Origin of the sequence: Streptomyces sp. PT12 (assembly GCF_003311645.1) — a bacterium.
GTDB lineage: Bacteria > Actinomycetota > Actinomycetes > Streptomycetales > Streptomycetaceae > Streptomyces.
The window spans coordinates 147,116-163,988 of sequence record NZ_QEST01000184.1 but is presented as its reverse complement, the minus strand read 5'-3'; the positions used below and the strand labels follow the sequence as shown (position 1 = coordinate 163,988).

The window sequence follows — 16,873 nt, the reverse complement described above, 5'->3', positions numbered from 1 at the left end:
GCTCACCCCTCGGCCGCGGCGGGCTCGTCGGGGCGGGGCGCGTCGGTGCCGGGGGAGAGGCCGGTGCCGGGCGCCGGTTCCGCGGTCTCCGCCGCCACCCAGGCGTCGATCTGGGAGACGACCTCCTCGTCGAGGGAGAGCTGCCCCGGCCTCCACAGCGGGTTGGACAGGCCGCGGTGGGTGCGCTCGCACATCTCCCAGTCCTCGTAGTTCGCCTTGTCCCACAGGGCGAAGACGGCCTCGTGGGAGAAGTCCGCCTTGGCGGTCTCCGAGGGATGGAAGAGCCAGAAGTGCCGCACGAAGCAGGTGCCGGGGCTCTCGGGCCAGACCCACTGCATCATCACGTAGTCGGCCGTGAACCCGAACAGCAGGTTGGGCAGGATGGTGATCCAGTTGATCCGCTGCCGGTCCGCCTCCGGCACGAGGGACATGGGCGCCCGTTGGCTGCGCCCCGTCATGGAAACGGAGTTGAAGCCGCTGCGAATGGACTGCCAGGCCCCGACGATGTCGCCCTTGAGGTCATAGGTGCCCGCGTCGTCGAAGTCGGTGATGCGGTGCAGATCCTTGTGGGCGGTCGGGAAGTGCAGGCTCTCGTTGACGTTGTGCGCGACGAGCTTCCAGTTCGAGGCGACGGGATAGTCCTTGGCCTGGGCGCACTCGAGGTCGGCGAGCTCATAGACGCGCGCGAACTCGCCGAACTCACCCAGGGATGCGTCCAGGTCGGGCGCGTCGTCGGAGAAGGTGATGAACACAACGCCGTGGCGGATCTCGGTGCGGATGGGCAGCAGCCCGTTCTTCCCCTTCTCGAAGAAGTGGTCGAAGTATGTGCCGTTAAGGCTCTTGAGCTTGCCATTCCGGTCGTAGACCCAGCAGTGGTAAAGGCACACAAGGCTCTGCCGCTTCCCGACGGCCTCCTCCACCAGCTTGTAGCCGCGGTGCCGGCAGTAATTGTGGTACGCCTGGATTCCGTTGTCGCCGTGGATCAGCAGAACGGACCCGGTGCCGATGTTGAGGGTGCTGTAGGCGCCCGGCTCCCTGAGGCGGGAGACGTGGTCGACCGGCAGCCAGCGCCGGCCGTAGATGCGGTCCATCTCGCGCCGGTGCTGCTCCTCACCGGTGTAGAACTCGTGCGAACGGCCGATGCCGCCGGTTTCGAAGTACGGTCTCTGCTCGGACTGTTCGCTGATCAGCTGGAACATGCTGGATGCGCGCGTCATCTGCTGGCTCCCTCTGGGCCGAGGCGAGTTGTGGGTGTGGCGGAAGCGATGGCCGACGTGCCGGGGCGCGGCGGGCGCACCCGTGCCGTGCGCGACAGGAGCGCTCTCGGACGCGGCGGCGCCGGGGAACGTCGGGGCACCGCCGCGTGTCGCGAGGCTCCGAGGGAGACGGCGGTGCTCAACGGGCCGTCCCTTCCGGGACGGCCGGGGCGGCGGCGCCGTGGCCAGGCGCCGCCGGGGGCCAGCCCGAGGGGTCAGCCCGTGGGGTCGTAGATCCGCTCCTCCTGGGGCACACCCGCGTCGTCATAGAGACGGTCGAGAGCCTCGGGCGCGTAGATCTCGTAGTCCGGGACGATACCGCCGATGAGTCCGAGCATCTTGTTGGTCCACTTCTGGTCCCTGCTCATCGCTTCCATCGTCACGCGGAAGAAGGGCGGCAGCTCGGTGAGTTCCCCCAGGGTGGTGGTGAAGTCGTAGACGCTGGCGCTCTCCTCGTCGCGCACCTTGTTGTACTCAGCCAGCGCCTCCTCCATCGGGCGTTCGCCGGCGAGCCCCTGGTGAACGCGGTCGGCGAGCAGGTCGCCGTGGAGGAACGCGTCCGTGATGCCCCACCCGGTGTAGGGGTCCTTGTGGTACCCGGCGTCACCGACGAGCGCCCAACCGGGGCCATAGGCGCGGCGATAGTAGTTGTCCGGGTAGCGCATGGGCTTGAAGTCCTCTTCGCGCCTGCCTTGGTCGCGCAGCTGGGCGCCCATCTCCGGCTCCACGTCGTCGAAGACAGCCTGGAAACGGGCCTCCACGTCCTGCCGGAACTCCTTGAGCTGGCTCCGGGTGCAGATGGTGGCCAGCATCTGAAGGCCGTCATTGGTGGGCCAGGTTCCGAACCACCGCTCGTTGAGGCCGGTCTTGTGGTGCAGGCCCCAGTCAAGGCCGCTGTAATACGAGTAGTAGATGAAGCCGGCCGCGGGGCGCACGTTGTACAGCTCGGCACCGACCTTCTTGGCGACGGTGGAGTGGAAGCCGTCGGCGCCGATGACCACGGTGGCGCGGAACTCCCGCTCCTGGCCCCCGCCCTCGCGTCCCCGGATGCCCACGACGCGGTCGCCGGAGAAGACCACGTCAGTCATGGTGAATCCCTCGACGACCTCGGCACCGGCCCGGCGGGCGCCGTTGACCAGGATCTCGTCGAGGACGGAGCGCCGCGGACAGTACACGGCGTCGATACCGTCAACCGGGTCGGCGAATCCATTGAGCTCAATCCCGCGGTACGTGTAGTGCATCTTTCTCAACGCCGGGGTCTTGGCGGCGATGACCTCGTCGAGCAGACCCCACTCCTGGAGCTTCAAAAGCCCCGCCTGGTGAATGTAATGGGTCGACACGGTATCGCTCGGAAAAGAGGAGCGATCCACCATGAGAACTCGGTGGCCTTGGCGAGCCAAAAGCATGGCCACCGGCGAACCGGCGCAGCGGGCACCGACAACAATGACGTCGTACACGGGATCCCCTCAATTCATATTGAGATTTCTCCTGCGGCGAACTCCTGCCTGCCCGCACATGGTGCGCAACATCGATAGGGAGAGTATGGGTCTCGCCAAGTGAAGGTCAAGAGATGGATGTTGTCTCACGTGGCTGTGCTGTATACCGGAATCCCGCGGTCCGTTAACAAGGAGGACTTCGCAATGAATGGAGGCGCGCGTCTCGCCGACTCCGGCGAGTAGTCGCGCCCCGCGACCGGAGGCGTTGAGCCACTCGGTTCGCGAAAAGCCGAAGGCGTTTGCACTTCCGAGCCCGAGAAGCGATTGCCACTCTCTCCGCACGAGGGGCGGGCCCCTGTGGTCGGTTGCGCGGCTAATGGCCGGGACCACGAGGGCCCGCGGGTTCCCCGCGTCCGGGTGCCGCCACGCCAGCCGCCTGACACGGCGTGACCAACGGCCCCCGCCTCACCCCGTCCGGATCGAAGACCCGGGTTCACCGCCTCCGCGAGGGAGCGCCCCTCCCGGCCCTGACCGAAGCCGCGGCGACGATCGCCAGCGTCCAGTCCAGGTCGTCCTCCGCACCGCCCTCCCTCGGGACGGCACGGCGCAGGCCGCGCCACACCCCGGCCCGGGTCCACACGGTGAAACGACGGTGCGCCGTCGCCGGCGAGACGCCGAACACCCTCGGTAGTTGCCGCCAAGCGCACCCGCTGGTCAGTACGTATACGACCGCGGCGAACACCGCGCGTTCGTCACAGGGAGCGGTCCCGCCCCCCTGCGGACGGCAGCCGAACCGGGGCAGCAGAGGGCGGGCCAGCTCCCACAGGCCATCAGGAACCAAGCGGCGTGACAGATCCATGTCACGAGCATTGACGACCCATCGGTCACAACACCACCACATGAGACGACTTGTTGTAGAGATTTCGCGAAGCAATCGGCTAACGGAAGGCATCCCTCAACGGTTTGGGACGTCGCACACCAGGGTAACTTGACCCGCCGCGTGCCACTACGCGGCCTTTCTCCCACGGGAGCCCCGCCCCCGCGCCGAGACGACGAGGGCCGCACAGGCGCCGAGCAGGTGGCGGAATTTCGGTCACGATGGAGCGCGGCGCGGCGAGTCCGCCACTGACGATAAGCGCGTCAACCGTCGACCACTCTTGATTCCAGCGCGTCATCGCGCCTCCGGGCACGGAGTCGTGTCACATGATCTCCGGACGATCGCCGACCTCACCAGCCGCTTCCTTCACCGCTGACCACCATCGCCGCCGCAGACGGATCCGTTGGAGACAGAAGAGCCATGCGAGCGTTCGTGTTCGACGAGTACAAGCAGTCCCTCCACGAGGCCGAGGTGCCCGAGCCCACGGTGGGTGACCGTGACGTCCTCGTGCGCGTGACTGCGACCAGCGTGAATCAGCTGGACGAGCGGATCCGGCAGGGCGGGTTCAAGGCGATCCTGCCCTACAAGACCCCGCTGATCCTCGGGCACGATGTCGCCGGAACCGTGATCCGTGTCGGGTCGAGGGTGCGAGGGTTCAACGCCGGGGATCGGGTGTTCGCGCGTCCGCGGGATCACCGGATCGGGACGTTCGCCGAGCGCATCTCGATCGACGAAGCGGATCTCGCGCCCCTCCCGGGGCGGCTCAGCCCCGTCGAGGCGGCGTCGCTGCCGCTGGTGGCGCTGACCGCCTGGCAGGCCCTCGTCGAGCGCGGGAACGTGAAGCCGGGTCAGAAGGTCCTCATCCATGCCGGTGCCGGCGGGGTCGGCACGGTCGCGATCCAGCTCGCCAAGCACCTCGGCGCGCACGTGGCCACGACTGTCTCGGGGAAGGGCGCCGACTTCGCACGGGAACTGGGTGCGGACGAGGTGGTCGACTACCGCACCCAGGACTTCGAGGCCGAGCTGTCCGGATACGACTTCGTGCTGGATTCCTTGGGCGGGGAGAACCTCGCCAAGTCCTTGCGGATCCTGAAGACCGGCGGGAAGGCGGTCGGGATCGCCGGCCCGCCCGACCCTGCGTTCGCGAAGGAGAAGGGGCTGAACCCGATCCTGCGGGCCGCGATCGCCGCACTCAGCTGGAAGATCCGCCGACAGGCGAAGAAGCTCCGAGTGTCGTACGAGTTTGTGTGGATGCACGCCAACGGGGACCAGCTGCGGCGGATCGCCGCCCTCGTCGACGACGGCGCCCTCCGCCCGGTCGTCGGCGCGACGTTCCGCTTCGACCAGACCCCGCAAGCCCTCGACGCCCTCGCCAAGGGCGGCCGACGGGGCAAGGTCGGAAGGAAGGTGGGGAAGGCGTTCGTCGAGCGCCTCAAGGAGCGCGCCACGGATCGGGACAAGCCCATCAGCACCACGGCGTTCCGCACCCAGCTCAAGGCGATCCAGAAGTTCGGCCGCTCTGCCCCGTCAGACCTGTCGGTGATCACCCAGCCCACCCTGATCGCCAACGGCGACAACGACCGCATGGTCCCCTCCGCCCTCTCCGCGGACCTGCACCAGCGGATCAACGGCTCGGAGCTGATCATCTACCCCGACTCCGGCCACGGCGGCATCTTCCAGTACTGGGAGAAGTTCGCCCCCGCCGCCGCGAAGTTCCTCGCGGCCTGAGCCCGAAACGAACACCGAGCAGGAAGAAGACACCGTCGTCAGCGAGACCACCACATCGAAACCGGATGTGCCGAAGCACCTCGCTGGTCGAGCACGGCGTGCTGCAGAAGACCCCCTACCGGGAGCCCGCCCAGCGCACCCGCGACGCCTACCACCCCACCCCGGCGGGCGAGGAGGCAAAGGTCGTCATGGTCGCCATGCGGCAGTGGGGCGAAGCCCACGTCCCCCAGACCCAGGGATCGCGAGTAGCGCCCGTCGCCGTCGATACGAGCGAACGCGTCCACGCACGGCTGCTCGACCCACACGGCCAGATCATCCCCGCGGTCAGCGTCACCTTCGTCCGCGTGAGCACTCCCGAGGCCGTAACCCCATGAGACAAGGGACCGGATCAGTGCGGGAGGATCGCCGCGATCTGGGTGCGGATGCTCGCGAGGAGCTGGGGGATGCCCGCGTCCGCGTTCACGCTGGCACCCAGCTCCAGGAACACGATCGCCGAGACCACACGGGCCAGCGTCGCCGCCTCGGAGGCGGGCAGCTGCGCGCGGCCGGTCAGGACGCCGGTAACGGCTTCTTCGGTCTGGGCCACGATGGACAGCGCCTCGGCATGATGCGGCTCACCCGGGTCCCCGAAGACCATCTCCCGCAGGTAGGTGCGGCCGTTGTCGACCTGGACGCGGTTGCACTCCACGACCGGCGCGATGATCGCCGTCACGGCGTCCAGCGCCGTCTTCTCGCCATCGGCCGCGGCGCCGCCGCGCTCGAGCGCGGCGGCGTAGTGCGCGTTCTGCACGAGAAGCAGCAGCTCGCCCTTGGTCTTCGCGTACAGGAAGAGGGTGCCGGTGCCGATGTCCGCCGCGTCGGCGATCTGCTGCGTGGTGACCTCGTCCACACCGTGCTTCGCGAACAGCTCGCTCGCTGCCGCGGTGATGCGCTTGAGCTTGGCCTGCTTGTTCCGCTCGCGTCGCCCGAGCGGCGGTGTCGCCACTGACATCGTGCTCCTCCTCGGGAACAGACGCTGACTAATCTCAGTTCTGAGCATAGTCACTGCCGTGTGGGCTCGAATGCGCCGCCGCTCATTCTCCCACGCCTGTCCGCGACCACCGCGCGCACGGGAGGCGGTGGCGATCCGTACACCGGAAAGGAACATCACCCGTCATGACCTCCTCGTCTCTCTGGCAGCCGTTGCCCCTCGGTCGGCTCGAACTGCCGCACCGCCTGGCGCTGGCTCCCATGACCCGCAACCGCGCCGCCCCGGACGGCACCCCGAGCGAGCTGTCGGCGGAGTACTACGCCCAGCGCGCGTCGCTGGGACTGCTGATCACCGAGGGCACCCAGCCTTCCGAGGACGGGCAGGGGTACGTCAACACCCCCGGCGCCTACACGCCCGCGCACGTCGAGGGCTGGCGGAAGGTCGCCGACGCCGTACACGAGAAGGGCGGGCACCTGTTCATCCAGCTGATGCACGTCGGCCGGATCTCCCACCCGGACAACACGCCTCACCACCGGCAGCCGGTCGCGCCGTCGGCGATCTCCGCCGAGCAGGACATCTACACGCCCACCGGCCCCCAGAAGACGCCCGTGCCGCGCGAGCTCAGCGTCGAGGACATCCAGGGCGTGATCGGCGAGTTCCGCCACGCCGCGGCGTCCGCGATCGCCGCTGGGGCGGACGGGGTGGAGATCCACGCCGCCAACGGGTACCTGCTGCACCAGTTCCTCGCCCCCAACGCCAACCAGCGCACCGACTCCTACGGCGGGTCGATCGAGAACCGCGCCCGATTCGTCATCGAGGTCGCACGCGCCATCGCAGACGAGATCGGCGCAGACCGCACCGGCATCCGCATCTCCCCCGCGTTCCCCCTCGGCGGACTCGACGAAGGAGACACCGAGGCCGTGCGCGCGCAGTACCGCTACCTCGTGGGCGAGCTGGCGCGGCTGAACCTGGTCTACCTGCACGTGCACCACCTCGGCGACGACGAGCTCCTGCGTTCCTTCCGCGAGGCATGGCCGACCGCGGTCCTCGTCGTCCGTTACGGGCGCGACCGCGACGGCATCGCCGCGGACATCGACGCTGGACTCGCCGACGTCGCACCGCTCGGCCGGTTCGCCCTCGCCAACCCCGATGTCGTCGAGCGGCTCCAGCAGGGCGCGCCGTTCAACGAGGTGGACCCCGCCACCCTCTACACCGGTGGCGCGAACGGCTACACCGACTACCCGGTTCTCACCCGCGCCTGACGTTCACCCACAGCAGGAGAAAGACCAGTCCTCATGACTTCACTCAATGGAGCCGTCGTCCTCGTCACCGGTGCGAACGGCGGCATCGGCACCCACTTCGTCCGCGAGGCCCTCGCCCGCGGTGCCGCGAAGGTCTACGCCACCGCCCGCAATCCACGGGAGTGGGACGACGAGCGCATCGTGCCCCTCACCCTCGACGTCACCGACCCGGCGTCGATCCACGCCGCCATCGAGCAGGCCCAGGATGTCACGGTGCTGATCAACAACGCCGGCGCGAGCGTGTCCACTCCGGGGATCCTCGCGCAGACCGACGACGAGATCCGCAGCAACGTGGAAACCAACTTCCTCGGCCCGCTGTTCCTCGCCCGCGCGTTCGCGCCGATCCTGTCGGCGAAGGGTGGGAACACGGCGATCATCGATATCCACTCGGTGCTGTCATGGTTCGCGGTCATGGGGATCTACTCCGCGGCCAAGGCCGGCCTGTGGTCCGCCACGAACTCGTTGAGGCTGGAGCTGCAGCCGGCCGGCGTGCAGGTCGTCGGCGTGCACGTCGGCTGGGTAGACACCCCCATGGCCGCCAGCACCACCGACCCCAAGCTCGACCCCGCCATCCTCGTCGCCAAGGTGTTCGACGCGACCGAGGCCGGCGAGTACGAGGTTCTCGCGGACGACGCCTCCGTCCGGGCCAAGGCCGCGCTCTCGGCCCCGCTCGAGGCCGCGTACCCGCAGCTGGCCGCGGCCAAGTAGAACGCACGTGTGCGGAGGGCGGTGCGATCACCGCCCTCCGCACACGAGGTCGGGCGTCATCTTCGCGAGCGATCCGGTCTGTTGTCGTACGGTGGAACGATGCCCCTCTACGAGCTTGGTGCCCTCTCGGCCGTGCCCGCTTCCGAGCGGCCTGATCTGCTTGCCCCACCCGTGCTCCAAGCGATCACGACAGCGAGCCTGCTGGAGAAGACCGGCGTCGTCGAGATCGACCCTGACATGTCGGACACGGCCGCGACCCAGGAGGCGTTCGGACTTCCCGGCGATGTCGTAGCGAACTGCGTCATCGTCGCCGGCCGACGCGCCGGGGTTGAGAAGGTCGCCGCCTGCGTCGTCCTCGCCGACAGCCGGGCCGACATCAACTCCACCGTCAAGCGGCTCCTCGACGTCCGCAAGGCATCCTTCGTCCCCACCGAGACCGCGACGAGCACGACCGGGATGGAATACGGCGGGATCACCCCCATCGGACTCCCCGACGGATGGCCCGTCTACGTCGACGCGCGCGTGATCCAGCAGGACCTGGTCCTGCTCGGCAGCGGCATCCGCCCGTCCAAGGTCGTCATCCCCGGCATCCTGCTGTCGTCCCTGACGGGCATCCAGATCGTCGACGACCTCGGGATCTCGGTCGCATAGATCCGTCACACGGCTCGGCACACGGCGTCGGCGGCGCGTGGCAGGCGCGACTGCCCCGCCTCACAGCGTCTGCCGTGTGCCTCCGCTCGGTCCGCCGCGCCATTCTTGACCCGGATCGAGTCGATGCAATCGGGTCGAGCAGTGGAGGCGATACGGGATGTCCGAGGAATGGCCATGGTTGAAGGATCAGCCTGTCTTCACCAGACAGGGGCAGAAGGGCGGAAACGTCACCCGCGTGCCGCACGGTGCTTCAGTTGAGCCGGTGGGAGCCGGGTTTGTGCTTCTCGTCGTCGGGCTAGCCGTCAGCGCCGGGCTCGCGATTGCAGGGACCGGGCTCGCCGTCGCCGGCTCATCGGAGGATCACGGGCCGGACTCGTGGTGGTGGCTCGCTCTCGGGATCCCGGCCGCGGCCGTCGCGGTGTTCTTCCTCGCCGGCGTCTACATACGGGGCATGGAGCTGATGATGCGCGAGCGCCCTCGCACCCTGGTCCTGCTGACCGGGCTGCTCGGCGGCGTCGCCCTCGGTCTGGCCGCCCTGGCGGCATGGTGGGCCCGGCGTGCGAACGACATCGGTCTGCATCCGGAGCTGATCGAGTACGACGGGTGGAACAGAGGGCAGCTTGCCAACGCCGTTGTGTTCGCGACCGGCGCTCTCGCCGCGGCAGCCGCCTGCCTGATCACCGCGCTCTTCGCCATCCGGGGTGTACGCCGAGCTCGGCGCGACGTGGCACGGATCCTCCGACTTCGCGCGACCGGCACGCGGCGAGCGGGCGTCGTCGCCGCGCTGCCGGATCCAAAGGGCTGGGATCGGGGTGGGGACGTCCCGATCCGGTACCAGGAGGAGACCGGCGAGCAGCTGATCCGGATGCGGGTGAACACCTACGCGCATAAGATCCCCGTGCCCGGCACACCCGTGATCGTCTTCACCGACGCGAGCGGGGACCTGCTCGTCGAGCTCGACCCGGACTACCCGCTCGAATACCACCCCGACAACCACCCCTACGAGTCGGACAGCGGCGGCGGCGGAACCTGACGTATCCGGCTCGACGAGGGACGGAACTCACGCAGGGATCGGTGCAGCGTCGCCGATAGGATCGGGGCCGTGGCCACCGGATCACGTTCCCAGACGCTGACCATCGAGCTCGATACGGAACGAGCGCAGGCCCTCAGTGCTCTTGCGGAGCTCTACCACGCGACGCCCGAGCGGGATGGTCGCCTCCTGGGCCGAGTACCACATCGATCGCCTGCGTGCCGGGCAGACGCCCGACAGCGTGCCCTCCGGATGGCACATGGACGGCGGTGCCTGAGATGACGCAGCTGCGCATTCCCCGGTCCCTCAGCGGGCTGCGCCCCGCGCCCCCGCAAGGCGCGGTCACGGACGCGGACCGGTCGTTGCCGCACGGCCTGGGCGACCAGCTCCTGGCGCTGTACGCCCGCTGCGACGGGTTCCTGGCCGACTCGGGAGTCGGGGTCTACGCCGTCGAGGACATCTCCGAGCGCAATGCCACCTTCGAGGTGGCCACGTACGCGCGGGGGTTCGTGCTCTTCGGCGACGACTCCGGTGGCCGGGGATTCCTGCTCGACCCACGGCCGCCGAGCGTGGCCGTGCACACCAGTGATCTCGGGGATCTCGACCCCGCCGGCTTCGAGGCCGTCGCGGACGACCTGGCTGGCTGGATCGGGCGGCTGGCGGCTGCCGAGGCGGGATCGTGACCGGGAAGCGGTCCGGCGAGCGTTCTGCGGCGCCCGAGCGGCGGATCCGGGCCGCGCATCGCGTACATCACCAGGCGTCGAAGGGAGGCCGGTCCGCCCGAGGCGTCGGAACAGCTGCGCGCGTTCGCTGGGCGCGTCCTGGGCGGCCCGCGCACGCAGGACCGGACGAGCACCGAATGGCGGGGGCGTCTCGACGCGTTCGACGACGCGCTCGGAGCGCTCGAGGATGCGGGTGCCGAGGCGGTGACCGAGCACGCGCGGCCGCTGGCGTCGCTGGTCTTGGACGCCGAGGTGCGCCTCCTCGACGCGCGCACGGGCGAGCCGTACGAGGGCGTCTCCCCGGACGCGGGGAAGACGCGGCCACGGGACTCCCACAACCGGGGTGGATCGCGGCCTACTTCTTCCCGCTGCCAGACGTTCCTCCGTGCCGGAACTCCACCACGTCGCCGTCGCGCATCACATAGTCCTTGCCCTCCATGCGCGCCTTGCCGCGGGAGCGGGCCTCGGTGACCGAGCCCGCCTCCATCAGGTCGTCGAACGAGATGACCTCGGCTTTGATGAAGCCCTTCTGGAAGTCCGTGTGGATCACCCCGGCCGCCTCGGGCGCGGTGGCGCCCTTCTTGATCGTCCAGGCGCGGGCCTCCTTCGGACCCGCCGTCAGGTAGGTCTGGAGGCCGAGGGTGTCGAAGCCGACGCGGGCGAGCGTGGCCAGGCCCGGCTCGGTCTGGCCGACGGTCTGAAGCAGCTCGAGGGCCTCGTCCTCATCGAGCTCGGCCAGGTCGGCCTCCAGCTTGGCGTTGAGGAAGATCGCCTCGGCCGGTGCGACGAGCGCGCGCTGCTCGGCCTTGAACGCCTCGTCCGTCAGCTCGTCCTCGTCCACATTGAAGACGTACAGGAACGGCTTGACCGTCAGCAGGTGCAGCTCGTGCAGCGGCTCGGCGCGCTCGGTGCCCTGGGCGATGCCCGCGGAGAAGAGCGTGCGGCCGCCCTCGAGGATCTCCTTGGCCTCCTCGACCGCCGCGACCACCGGCTGGCGGTCCTTCTTGATCCTGGCCTCCTTCGCCAGGCGCGGCAGCACCTTCTCGATGGTCTGGAGGTCGGCCAGCATCAGCTCGGTGTCGATGGTCTCGATGTCGCTCTTGGGGGAGACCTTGCCGTCGACATGGACGACGTTCTCGTCGTGGAAGGCGCGGATGACCTGGCAGATGGCGTCGGACTCGCGGATGTTCGCCAGGAACTTGTTCCCCAGGCCCTCACCCTCGCTCGCGCCGCGCACGATGCCCGCGATGTCCACGAAGTCGACCGTGGCGGGCAGCACCCGCTGTGACGAGAAGACCTCGGCCAGCCGGGCCAGCCGCGGGTCGGGGACGCCGACGACGCCGATGTTCGGCTCGATGGTGGCGAACGGGTAGTTGGCCGCCAGCACATCGTTCTTGGTCAGGGCGTTGAACAGTGTCGACTTGCCGACATTCGGCAGGCCGACGATTCCGATCGTGAGCGACACGTGAGACTTCCCGGGACGAGGGGGCGGACGTAAGGCCGAACGCCAAGTCTACGGCCGGTGGCGCGGCCGCCAGACGGCGCGGGAGGACGGGAGGACAGTCATATGGCCCGCAAGCGTGTCCATCACGCTATCCGTCCCTCACCCCGGCTTACCTTGGTGCCGTGGAACACAGTACGCACACCACCCGTCACCCACGGCTCTCGCCCACCGCCGTGCGGACGCGGGTGCCACGGCCGTCCTCGAACGTGACCGCAGGGAGGGGCCCCCATGACCGCCCGGCGGAACGGTCATGGGGGAGCCAGCGGCGCCGCCTGCCCCGCCCCAGGCTCACCGGCCTCGGCTGCGGCGTGCTCGCGACGGCGTCGATGGTCGCGGCGGCCTGGCTCTGCGAGCCACTGGGCGGGGCGCCAGCGCTCTACGGGACGCTCTACGTGCTGACCTGCACGGCGACGGCGATCTGGGTCAGGCCAGCGGACCTCGCCACGGCGCCGATCGCCGCGCCGATCGCGTTCGCCACGGGCCTGCTGTGCTCGGCGGGCCCGACGCAGACGCTCACGGAGCTCGCCCTGCGCGCGCCCTGGGTCTTCGCCGGAACGCTCACGGCCTGCCTCGTCGTGCTCGTCCGCAAGGGGCTCGACTCGCTCCGCCAGCGGCTGCGCCGCCGCGGGGCCGCGGCCGCGCCACGCGGCTAGCCGACCGTCCAGCTGAGGTCGGTCTCGCCCGAGTACCGCTCGACGCTGGCGACCTCGGAGCCCTCGGGGATGAGGACCGACTTGCACAGCTCGGCCGTCTCGCCCTCGGCCAGCGCGTCGACGAAGTCCGAGTCGGCCGGGCAGCCGCTGGGGATCTCGGGGCTGCCGACGAGACTGGTCTGCCGGGCGTTGTCGGCCAGCGTCAGGGACGCGACGATCCCTGGGCGCGGGCGCTGGAGCGGGTCGCCGCCCGCGTGCTCGAAGCTGAGGAAGATCGAGGCGGGCACGAGCCCTTCGGCGGGCGAGGAGAGGTTCAGCGCCGCGAGGTCGGCGGCCGTGCCGACGTGCACCCGGTCCAGGGTGACCGCCAGGTCGGCGACCGCGTCGCCGTCCTCCCACGCGACCGGCTCGCTCGTCTCCCCCTCCGCGAGGGTGGCCGAGCCCCCGCCCGCCGACTGCTCCCCCTCGTCGGCCTGAGCCTCGTCCTCGGCCGCCGGTGACTCCTCGGTCGTCTCGCTCTGTTCGGCGCCAGCCGAGCCCGCCGCGTCGTCGTCCGAGTCGTCGGATCCGCAGGCCGCCAGCGCCAGCGCCAGCACGGCGGCGGGCGCGACGGCACGGAGCCATGCGGACTTGCCCCGCACCACGTGAATCTCCTGTGTCAAGGGTTGCGCACCAACTACCTCAAGTGCCTTGAGAGGCCCGATCATACGAACGGGACCCCTGGGGCGGGAGACAGAAGAGATACAGGTGAGATACGGGTGGGGTTCGCTAGCCGCGAACCTTCTCCGCGGCCTCCGCGCGCAGGTCGCGGCGCAGCTCCTTGGGGAGCGAGAACTGGATGTGCTCCTCCATCGGCTGCACGATCTCCACGTCGTCGAAGCCGCGCTCGGCCAGCCACTCCAGGGCCCCGTCCACCAGGACCTCGGGCACCGAGGCGCCGGAGGAGAGGCCGACGGTGGTGACGCCTTCGAGCCACGCCTCGTCGATCTCGCCCGCGTTGTCCACGAGATAGGAGGCGTCCGCCCCGGCACCGAGGGCGGCCTCGACCATGCGGGCGGAGTTCGACGAGTTCTTCGAGCCGACGACCAGGACGAGCTGCGCCTCGGCCGCGACCTGCTTGACGGCGGTCTGGCGGTTCTGTGTGGCGTAGCAGATGTCGTCGCTCGGCGGGCTGACCAGCAGCGGGAAACGGGTCTTGAGCGCGTCCACCGTCTCCATGGTCTCGTCGACGGACAGCGTCGTCTGGGAGAGCCAGACGACCTTCTCCGGGTCGCGGACCTCGACGGACGCGGCGTCCTTGGGGCCGTCGACCAGGGTGATGTGCTCGGGGGCCTCGCCGCTGGTGCCGATGACCTCCTCGTGGCCCTCGTGACCGATGAGGAGGATGTCGTAGTCCTGCCGCGCGAAGCGGACGGCCTCCTTGTGGACCTTGGTGACCAGCGGGCAGGTGGCGTCGACCGTGGCCAGCTTGCCGCGCTCGGCCTCGCGGTGGACCTCGGGCGAGACGCCGTGCGCCGAGAAGATGACGATCTCGCCCTCGGGGACCTCGGCGGTCTCATCGACGAAGATGGCGCCCTTCTTCTCCAGCGTGCGCACGACGTACTTGTTGTGAACGATCTCGTGGCGCACATAGATCGGCGCGCCGTACTTCTCCAGGGCGCGCTCGACGGCTATGACGGCGCGGTCCACGCCCGCGCAGTATCCGCGGGGTGCGGCAAGCAGGACGCGGCGGCGCCCGGCGTCCCGCCCGGTGTCTTCGGCGTCTCGATCCATGGGCCCATGGTACGGGGGCTCGGGGGCGGCCCGAGGGGACTGTCAGTGCTCGGCGCTAGCGTGACGGTATGGCAGTGCAGACGACGGCGGAGGCGCCCATCCCGGTGGGCGAGGTGTCCCGGCTCATCGGGGGGTGGATCGACCGGCTCGGCGCGGTGTGGGTGGAGGGGCAGATCACCCAGCTCTCGCGGCGCCCCGGGTTCGGGGTGGTCTTCCTCACGCTGCGGGATCCGGCGCATGACGTTTCGGTGCGGGTGACGTGCTTCCGCGGGGTCTTCGACGCGGTCGCCGACGTCATAACGGAAGGCGCGCGGGTCGTCGTGTTTGCCAAGCCCGAGTGGTACGCGCCGCGCGGCGAGCTGTCGTTGCGGGCGGCGGAGATCCGCGCGGTGGGGGTCGGGGAGCTGCTGCTGCGCCTGGAGAAGCTCAAGCGGGCGCTGGCGGCCGAGGGGTTGTTCGCGCCGGAGCGCAAGCGGCGGCTGCCGTTCCTGCCGCGGCGGGTGGGGCTGGTGACGGGGCGGGCGTCGGCTGCCGAGCGCGACGTCCTGGAGAACGCCAGGCTGCGCTGGCCCGCCGTCAGGTTCGCCGTGCGCAACGTCGCGGTGCAGGGCGTGCACGCGGTGCCGCACGTCATCGACGCGGTCGGGGAGTTGGACGCCGACCCCGACGTGGACGTGATCATCGTGGCCAGGGGCGGCGGGAGCGTGGAGGACCTGCTGCCGTTCTCGGACGAGCGGCTGGTGCGGGCGGTCGCCGCGTGCCGCACGCCCGTGGTCTCCGCGATCGGGCACGAGCCGGACGCCCCGCTGCTCGACCTGGTGGCCGATCTGCGGGCCTCGACGCCGACGGACGCGGCCAAGCGCACGGTGCCCGACGTGCGCGAGGAGATGGCGCGGGTGCGGCAGTTGCGGGACAGGGCGCGATGGGTGCTCGCGTCCAGGATCGAGCGGGAGGAGCGGGGCCTGGCGGCGGCGCGGGACCGGCCCGCGCTGGCGGAGCCGCACCGGATGGTGGAGGCGCGCGCGGAGGAGCTTGCGGCGTTGATGGGGCGCTCGCGGCGCACGTTGGCGCATCTGCTGGATCGCGCGCGGGCGGATCTGGCGCACACGCGGGCGCGGGTGGTGGCGCTGTCGCCCGCGGCGACGCTGCGGCGCGGCTATGCCGTGTTGCAGCGGGCCGACGGCTCGGCGGTGCGGGCGGCCGACGAGGTGGCGGCGGGCGAGGAGTTGCGGGCGCGCGTCGCGGAGGGCGCGTTCCCGGTCACGGTCGGCGAGCGGCCCGGGGCGGGCCGGCAAGGTGGGGCATAGGGTGACCGGCATGACGGAAGCGGACACGACGACGGATTCGGCTCAGGGGGCGGGCCCGGCGGAGGCGGCGGGCTCGGCGGAGGCGGCGCTCGGCTACGAGCAGGCCAGGGACGAGTTGATCGACGTGGTGCGCCGCTTGGAGGCGGGCGGTGCGACGCTCGAGGAGTCGCTTGCGCTGTGGGAGCGCGGGGAGGAGCTGGCGCGGATCTGCGGCCGCTGGCTCGAGGGCGCGCGGGCCCGCCTCGACGCTGCGCTGGCCGAGGAGGAGGGGGCGGCCGAGGACGGCGAAGAGGGGGAGGGGGAGCCGCGCTGACGGCCCCGGCTCAGCCCTGGACGGGCTCGGGGGTGAGGGCCGTGGCGAAGTGGGTGAGCCGGTCGAGGGGCGCGGTGCCCAGGACGACGGTGGTCACATCGGCGTCGCGGAGCACGAGCGCGTCGTACTTGTCGCCCTCGTAACGCGCCCAGTCGCGGCCGCCGACCGAGGCGGTCTCGCCCGTGTCGGTGGCGCCCTGGGTGATCTCCTCGATGAAGTCATCGGGGGCGCCGTCGGCCTGGGCGAGGGCGGCGTACTCCTCGTCCGGGTCGAGGAAGCCGAGGCGCCAGGTCGCGCCGAAGTCGCCCGCGGGCTGGTAGCGCACGGAGGTGGCGCGCCAGTCGGACGACAGGCCCTCGGGGACCAGCAGCTCATAGGGGGCGGCGCGGGCGGCCGTCGCCGCCTCGACGTCATAGCTCACGGTCGGGGTCGAACCCTCGGGCTGATCCCCGGGGTTGAGCGCCACCAGGGCGAACGCCCCGCCGCAGATGACCACGAGGGACACCACCATGTTCCGCACGGAGGCCAGGCCGCGCCGCCCGGCCGACGGCCTCGTGGCCTCGCCGGTCGTGCGGTCATCGGCCGCCGCCATGTCGTTCTCCGCGTCTTCCACCGCGTGGTTCGCCACGGGTCCATCGTCCCTC

General features: G+C 70.3%; 17 protein-coding genes and 1 pseudogene. 10 read left to right on the top strand and 8 right to left on the bottom strand.

The window, feature by feature from the left end:
• Nucleotides 1-2: 2 nt before the first annotated feature.
• From DEH69_RS21190 to DEH69_RS33675, 3 genes are all read right to left on the bottom strand, one after another.
• Nucleotides 3-1,217 carry an aromatic ring-hydroxylating dioxygenase subunit alpha gene (locus DEH69_RS21190; protein WP_258534847.1) on the bottom strand — a complete coding sequence of 405 codons (1,215 nt, stop codon included), beginning with the start codon at nucleotides 1,215-1,217 and terminating at the stop codon, nucleotides 3-5.
• A 254-nt stretch (nucleotides 1,218-1,471) separates the two neighbouring features.
• Nucleotides 1,472-2,713: an NAD(P)/FAD-dependent oxidoreductase gene (locus tag DEH69_RS21185; RefSeq protein WP_113688556.1), complete on the bottom strand. Its 1,242-nt coding sequence runs from the start codon at nucleotides 2,711-2,713 to the stop codon at nucleotides 1,472-1,474.
• A gap of 472 nt (nucleotides 2,714-3,185) precedes the next feature.
• Nucleotides 3,186-3,551 (bottom strand): transposase, encoded by a 366-nt coding sequence (locus tag DEH69_RS33675; protein WP_181727537.1) that lies wholly within the window; start codon nucleotides 3,549-3,551, stop codon nucleotides 3,186-3,188.
• Between the two features lie 438 nt (nucleotides 3,552-3,989).
• On the opposite strand from DEH69_RS33675, the pseudogene DEH69_RS21175 reads away from it, so the two are divergent.
• Both DEH69_RS21175 and DEH69_RS21170 read left to right on the top strand, forming a co-directional pair.
• Nucleotides 3,990-4,964: pseudogene (locus DEH69_RS21175) on the top strand (NADP-dependent oxidoreductase); the annotation flags it as partial.
• A 398-nt stretch (nucleotides 4,965-5,362) separates the two neighbouring features.
• Entirely contained in the window at nucleotides 5,363-5,671 is a 309-nt protein-coding gene (locus DEH69_RS21170) for a helix-turn-helix domain-containing protein (protein WP_113688553.1), read from the top strand.
• Between the two features lie 14 nt (nucleotides 5,672-5,685).
• Here DEH69_RS21170 and DEH69_RS21165 read toward each other — a convergent pair whose 3' ends face one another.
• On the bottom strand, nucleotides 5,686-6,288 hold the full coding sequence (locus DEH69_RS21165) for a TetR/AcrR family transcriptional regulator (protein ID WP_113688552.1): 603 nt from the start codon (nucleotides 6,286-6,288) through the stop codon (nucleotides 5,686-5,688).
• 164 nt (nucleotides 6,289-6,452) lie between these two features.
• Between DEH69_RS21165 and DEH69_RS21160 the strand changes: the two genes are divergently transcribed.
• From DEH69_RS21160 to DEH69_RS21140, 5 genes are all read left to right on the top strand, one after another.
• A complete protein-coding gene (locus DEH69_RS21160; protein ID WP_113688551.1) occupies nucleotides 6,453-7,529 on the top strand; it encodes an alkene reductase in 1,077 nt (358 codons plus the stop codon).
• A 33-nt stretch (nucleotides 7,530-7,562) separates the two neighbouring features.
• Nucleotides 7,563-8,276 (top strand): SDR family oxidoreductase, encoded by a 714-nt coding sequence (locus tag DEH69_RS21155; protein ID WP_113688550.1) that lies wholly within the window; start codon nucleotides 7,563-7,565, stop codon nucleotides 8,274-8,276.
• Between the two features lie 99 nt (nucleotides 8,277-8,375).
• Nucleotides 8,376-8,927 carry a YbaK/EbsC family protein gene (locus tag DEH69_RS21150; protein WP_113688549.1) on the top strand — a complete coding sequence of 184 codons (552 nt, stop codon included), beginning with the start codon at nucleotides 8,376-8,378 and terminating at the stop codon, nucleotides 8,925-8,927.
• Between the two features lie 157 nt (nucleotides 8,928-9,084).
• Entirely contained in the window at nucleotides 9,085-9,960 is an 876-nt protein-coding gene (locus tag DEH69_RS21145) for a hypothetical protein (RefSeq protein WP_147255746.1), read from the top strand.
• Nucleotides 9,961-10,235: 275 nt separating this feature from the next.
• Nucleotides 10,236-10,640: an SMI1/KNR4 family protein gene (locus DEH69_RS21140; RefSeq protein WP_258534846.1), complete on the top strand. Its 405-nt coding sequence runs from the start codon at nucleotides 10,236-10,238 to the stop codon at nucleotides 10,638-10,640.
• 394 nt (nucleotides 10,641-11,034) lie between these two features.
• Here the strand turns inward: DEH69_RS21140 and ychF are convergent, their stop codons facing one another.
• On the bottom strand, nucleotides 11,035-12,144 hold the full coding sequence (gene ychF / locus DEH69_RS21130; RefSeq protein WP_113688547.1) for a redox-regulated ATPase YchF: 1,110 nt from the start codon (nucleotides 12,142-12,144) through the stop codon (nucleotides 11,035-11,037).
• Nucleotides 12,145-12,389: 245 nt separating this feature from the next.
• Here ychF and DEH69_RS21125 point away from each other — a divergent pair, with 245 nt between their 5' ends.
• Nucleotides 12,390-12,836 (top strand): DUF6542 domain-containing protein, encoded by a 447-nt coding sequence (locus DEH69_RS21125; RefSeq protein WP_147255744.1) that lies wholly within the window; start codon nucleotides 12,390-12,392, stop codon nucleotides 12,834-12,836.
• On the opposite strand, the gene DEH69_RS21120 is transcribed toward DEH69_RS21125, so the two are convergent.
• Nucleotides 12,833-13,498, bottom strand: a complete 666-nt coding sequence (locus DEH69_RS21120) for a hypothetical protein (RefSeq protein ID WP_147255742.1) — start codon at nucleotides 13,496-13,498, stop codon at nucleotides 12,833-12,835. The two genes, DEH69_RS21125 and DEH69_RS21120, sit on opposite strands and share 4 nt — an antisense overlap.
• A gap of 106 nt (nucleotides 13,499-13,604) precedes the next feature.
• Nucleotides 13,605-14,609 carry a 4-hydroxy-3-methylbut-2-enyl diphosphate reductase gene (locus DEH69_RS21115; RefSeq protein ID WP_113688544.1) on the bottom strand — a complete coding sequence of 335 codons (1,005 nt, stop codon included), beginning with the start codon at nucleotides 14,607-14,609 and terminating at the stop codon, nucleotides 13,605-13,607.
• Nucleotides 14,610-14,677: 68 nt separating this feature from the next.
• Between DEH69_RS21115 and xseA the strand changes: the two genes are divergently transcribed.
• Entirely contained in the window at nucleotides 14,678-15,916 is a 1,239-nt protein-coding gene (gene xseA / locus DEH69_RS21110; RefSeq protein ID WP_113688543.1) for an exodeoxyribonuclease VII large subunit, read from the top strand.
• Nucleotides 15,917-15,926: 10 nt separating this feature from the next.
• The gene (locus tag DEH69_RS21105) at nucleotides 15,927-16,229 is read left to right on the top strand and encodes an exodeoxyribonuclease VII small subunit (protein ID WP_113688734.1); all 303 of its coding nucleotides are present in this window, start codon (nucleotides 15,927-15,929) and stop codon (nucleotides 16,227-16,229) included.
• A 10-nt stretch (nucleotides 16,230-16,239) separates the two neighbouring features.
• Here DEH69_RS21105 and DEH69_RS21100 read toward each other — a convergent pair whose 3' ends face one another.
• Complete coding sequence (locus DEH69_RS21100; protein WP_258534845.1) at nucleotides 16,240-16,857, bottom strand: DUF4245 domain-containing protein; 618 nt, start codon at nucleotides 16,855-16,857, stop codon at nucleotides 16,240-16,242.
• Between the last annotated feature and the right edge of the window lie 16 nt (nucleotides 16,858-16,873).

Coding starts and splice junctions, on each gene's coding strand:
- DEH69_RS21115 (WP_113688544.1), bottom strand. CDS start 14,609: ATGGATCGAGACGCCGAAGACACCGGGCGGGACGCCGGGCGCCGCCGC.
- DEH69_RS21150 (WP_113688549.1), top strand. CDS start 8,376: ATGCCCCTCTACGAGCTTGGTGCCCTCTCGGCCGTGCCCGCTTCCGAG.
- xseA (WP_113688543.1), top strand. CDS start 14,678: ATGGCAGTGCAGACGACGGCGGAGGCGCCCATCCCGGTGGGCGAGGTG.
- DEH69_RS21160 (WP_113688551.1), top strand. CDS start 6,453: ATGACCTCCTCGTCTCTCTGGCAGCCGTTGCCCCTCGGTCGGCTCGAA.
- DEH69_RS33675 (WP_181727537.1), bottom strand. CDS start 3,551: ATGGATCTGTCACGCCGCTTGGTTCCTGATGGCCTGTGGGAGCTGGCC.
- DEH69_RS21170 (WP_113688553.1), top strand. CDS start 5,363: ATGTGCCGAAGCACCTCGCTGGTCGAGCACGGCGTGCTGCAGAAGACC.
- DEH69_RS21105 (WP_113688734.1), top strand. CDS start 15,927: ATGACGGAAGCGGACACGACGACGGATTCGGCTCAGGGGGCGGGCCCG.
- DEH69_RS21145 (WP_147255746.1), top strand. CDS start 9,085: ATGTCCGAGGAATGGCCATGGTTGAAGGATCAGCCTGTCTTCACCAGA.
- DEH69_RS21165 (WP_113688552.1), bottom strand. CDS start 6,288: ATGTCAGTGGCGACACCGCCGCTCGGGCGACGCGAGCGGAACAAGCAG.
- DEH69_RS21155 (WP_113688550.1), top strand. CDS start 7,563: ATGACTTCACTCAATGGAGCCGTCGTCCTCGTCACCGGTGCGAACGGC.
- DEH69_RS21190 (WP_258534847.1), bottom strand. CDS start 1,217: ATGACGCGCGCATCCAGCATGTTCCAGCTGATCAGCGAACAGTCCGAG.
- DEH69_RS21140 (WP_258534846.1), top strand. CDS start 10,236: ATGACGCAGCTGCGCATTCCCCGGTCCCTCAGCGGGCTGCGCCCCGCG.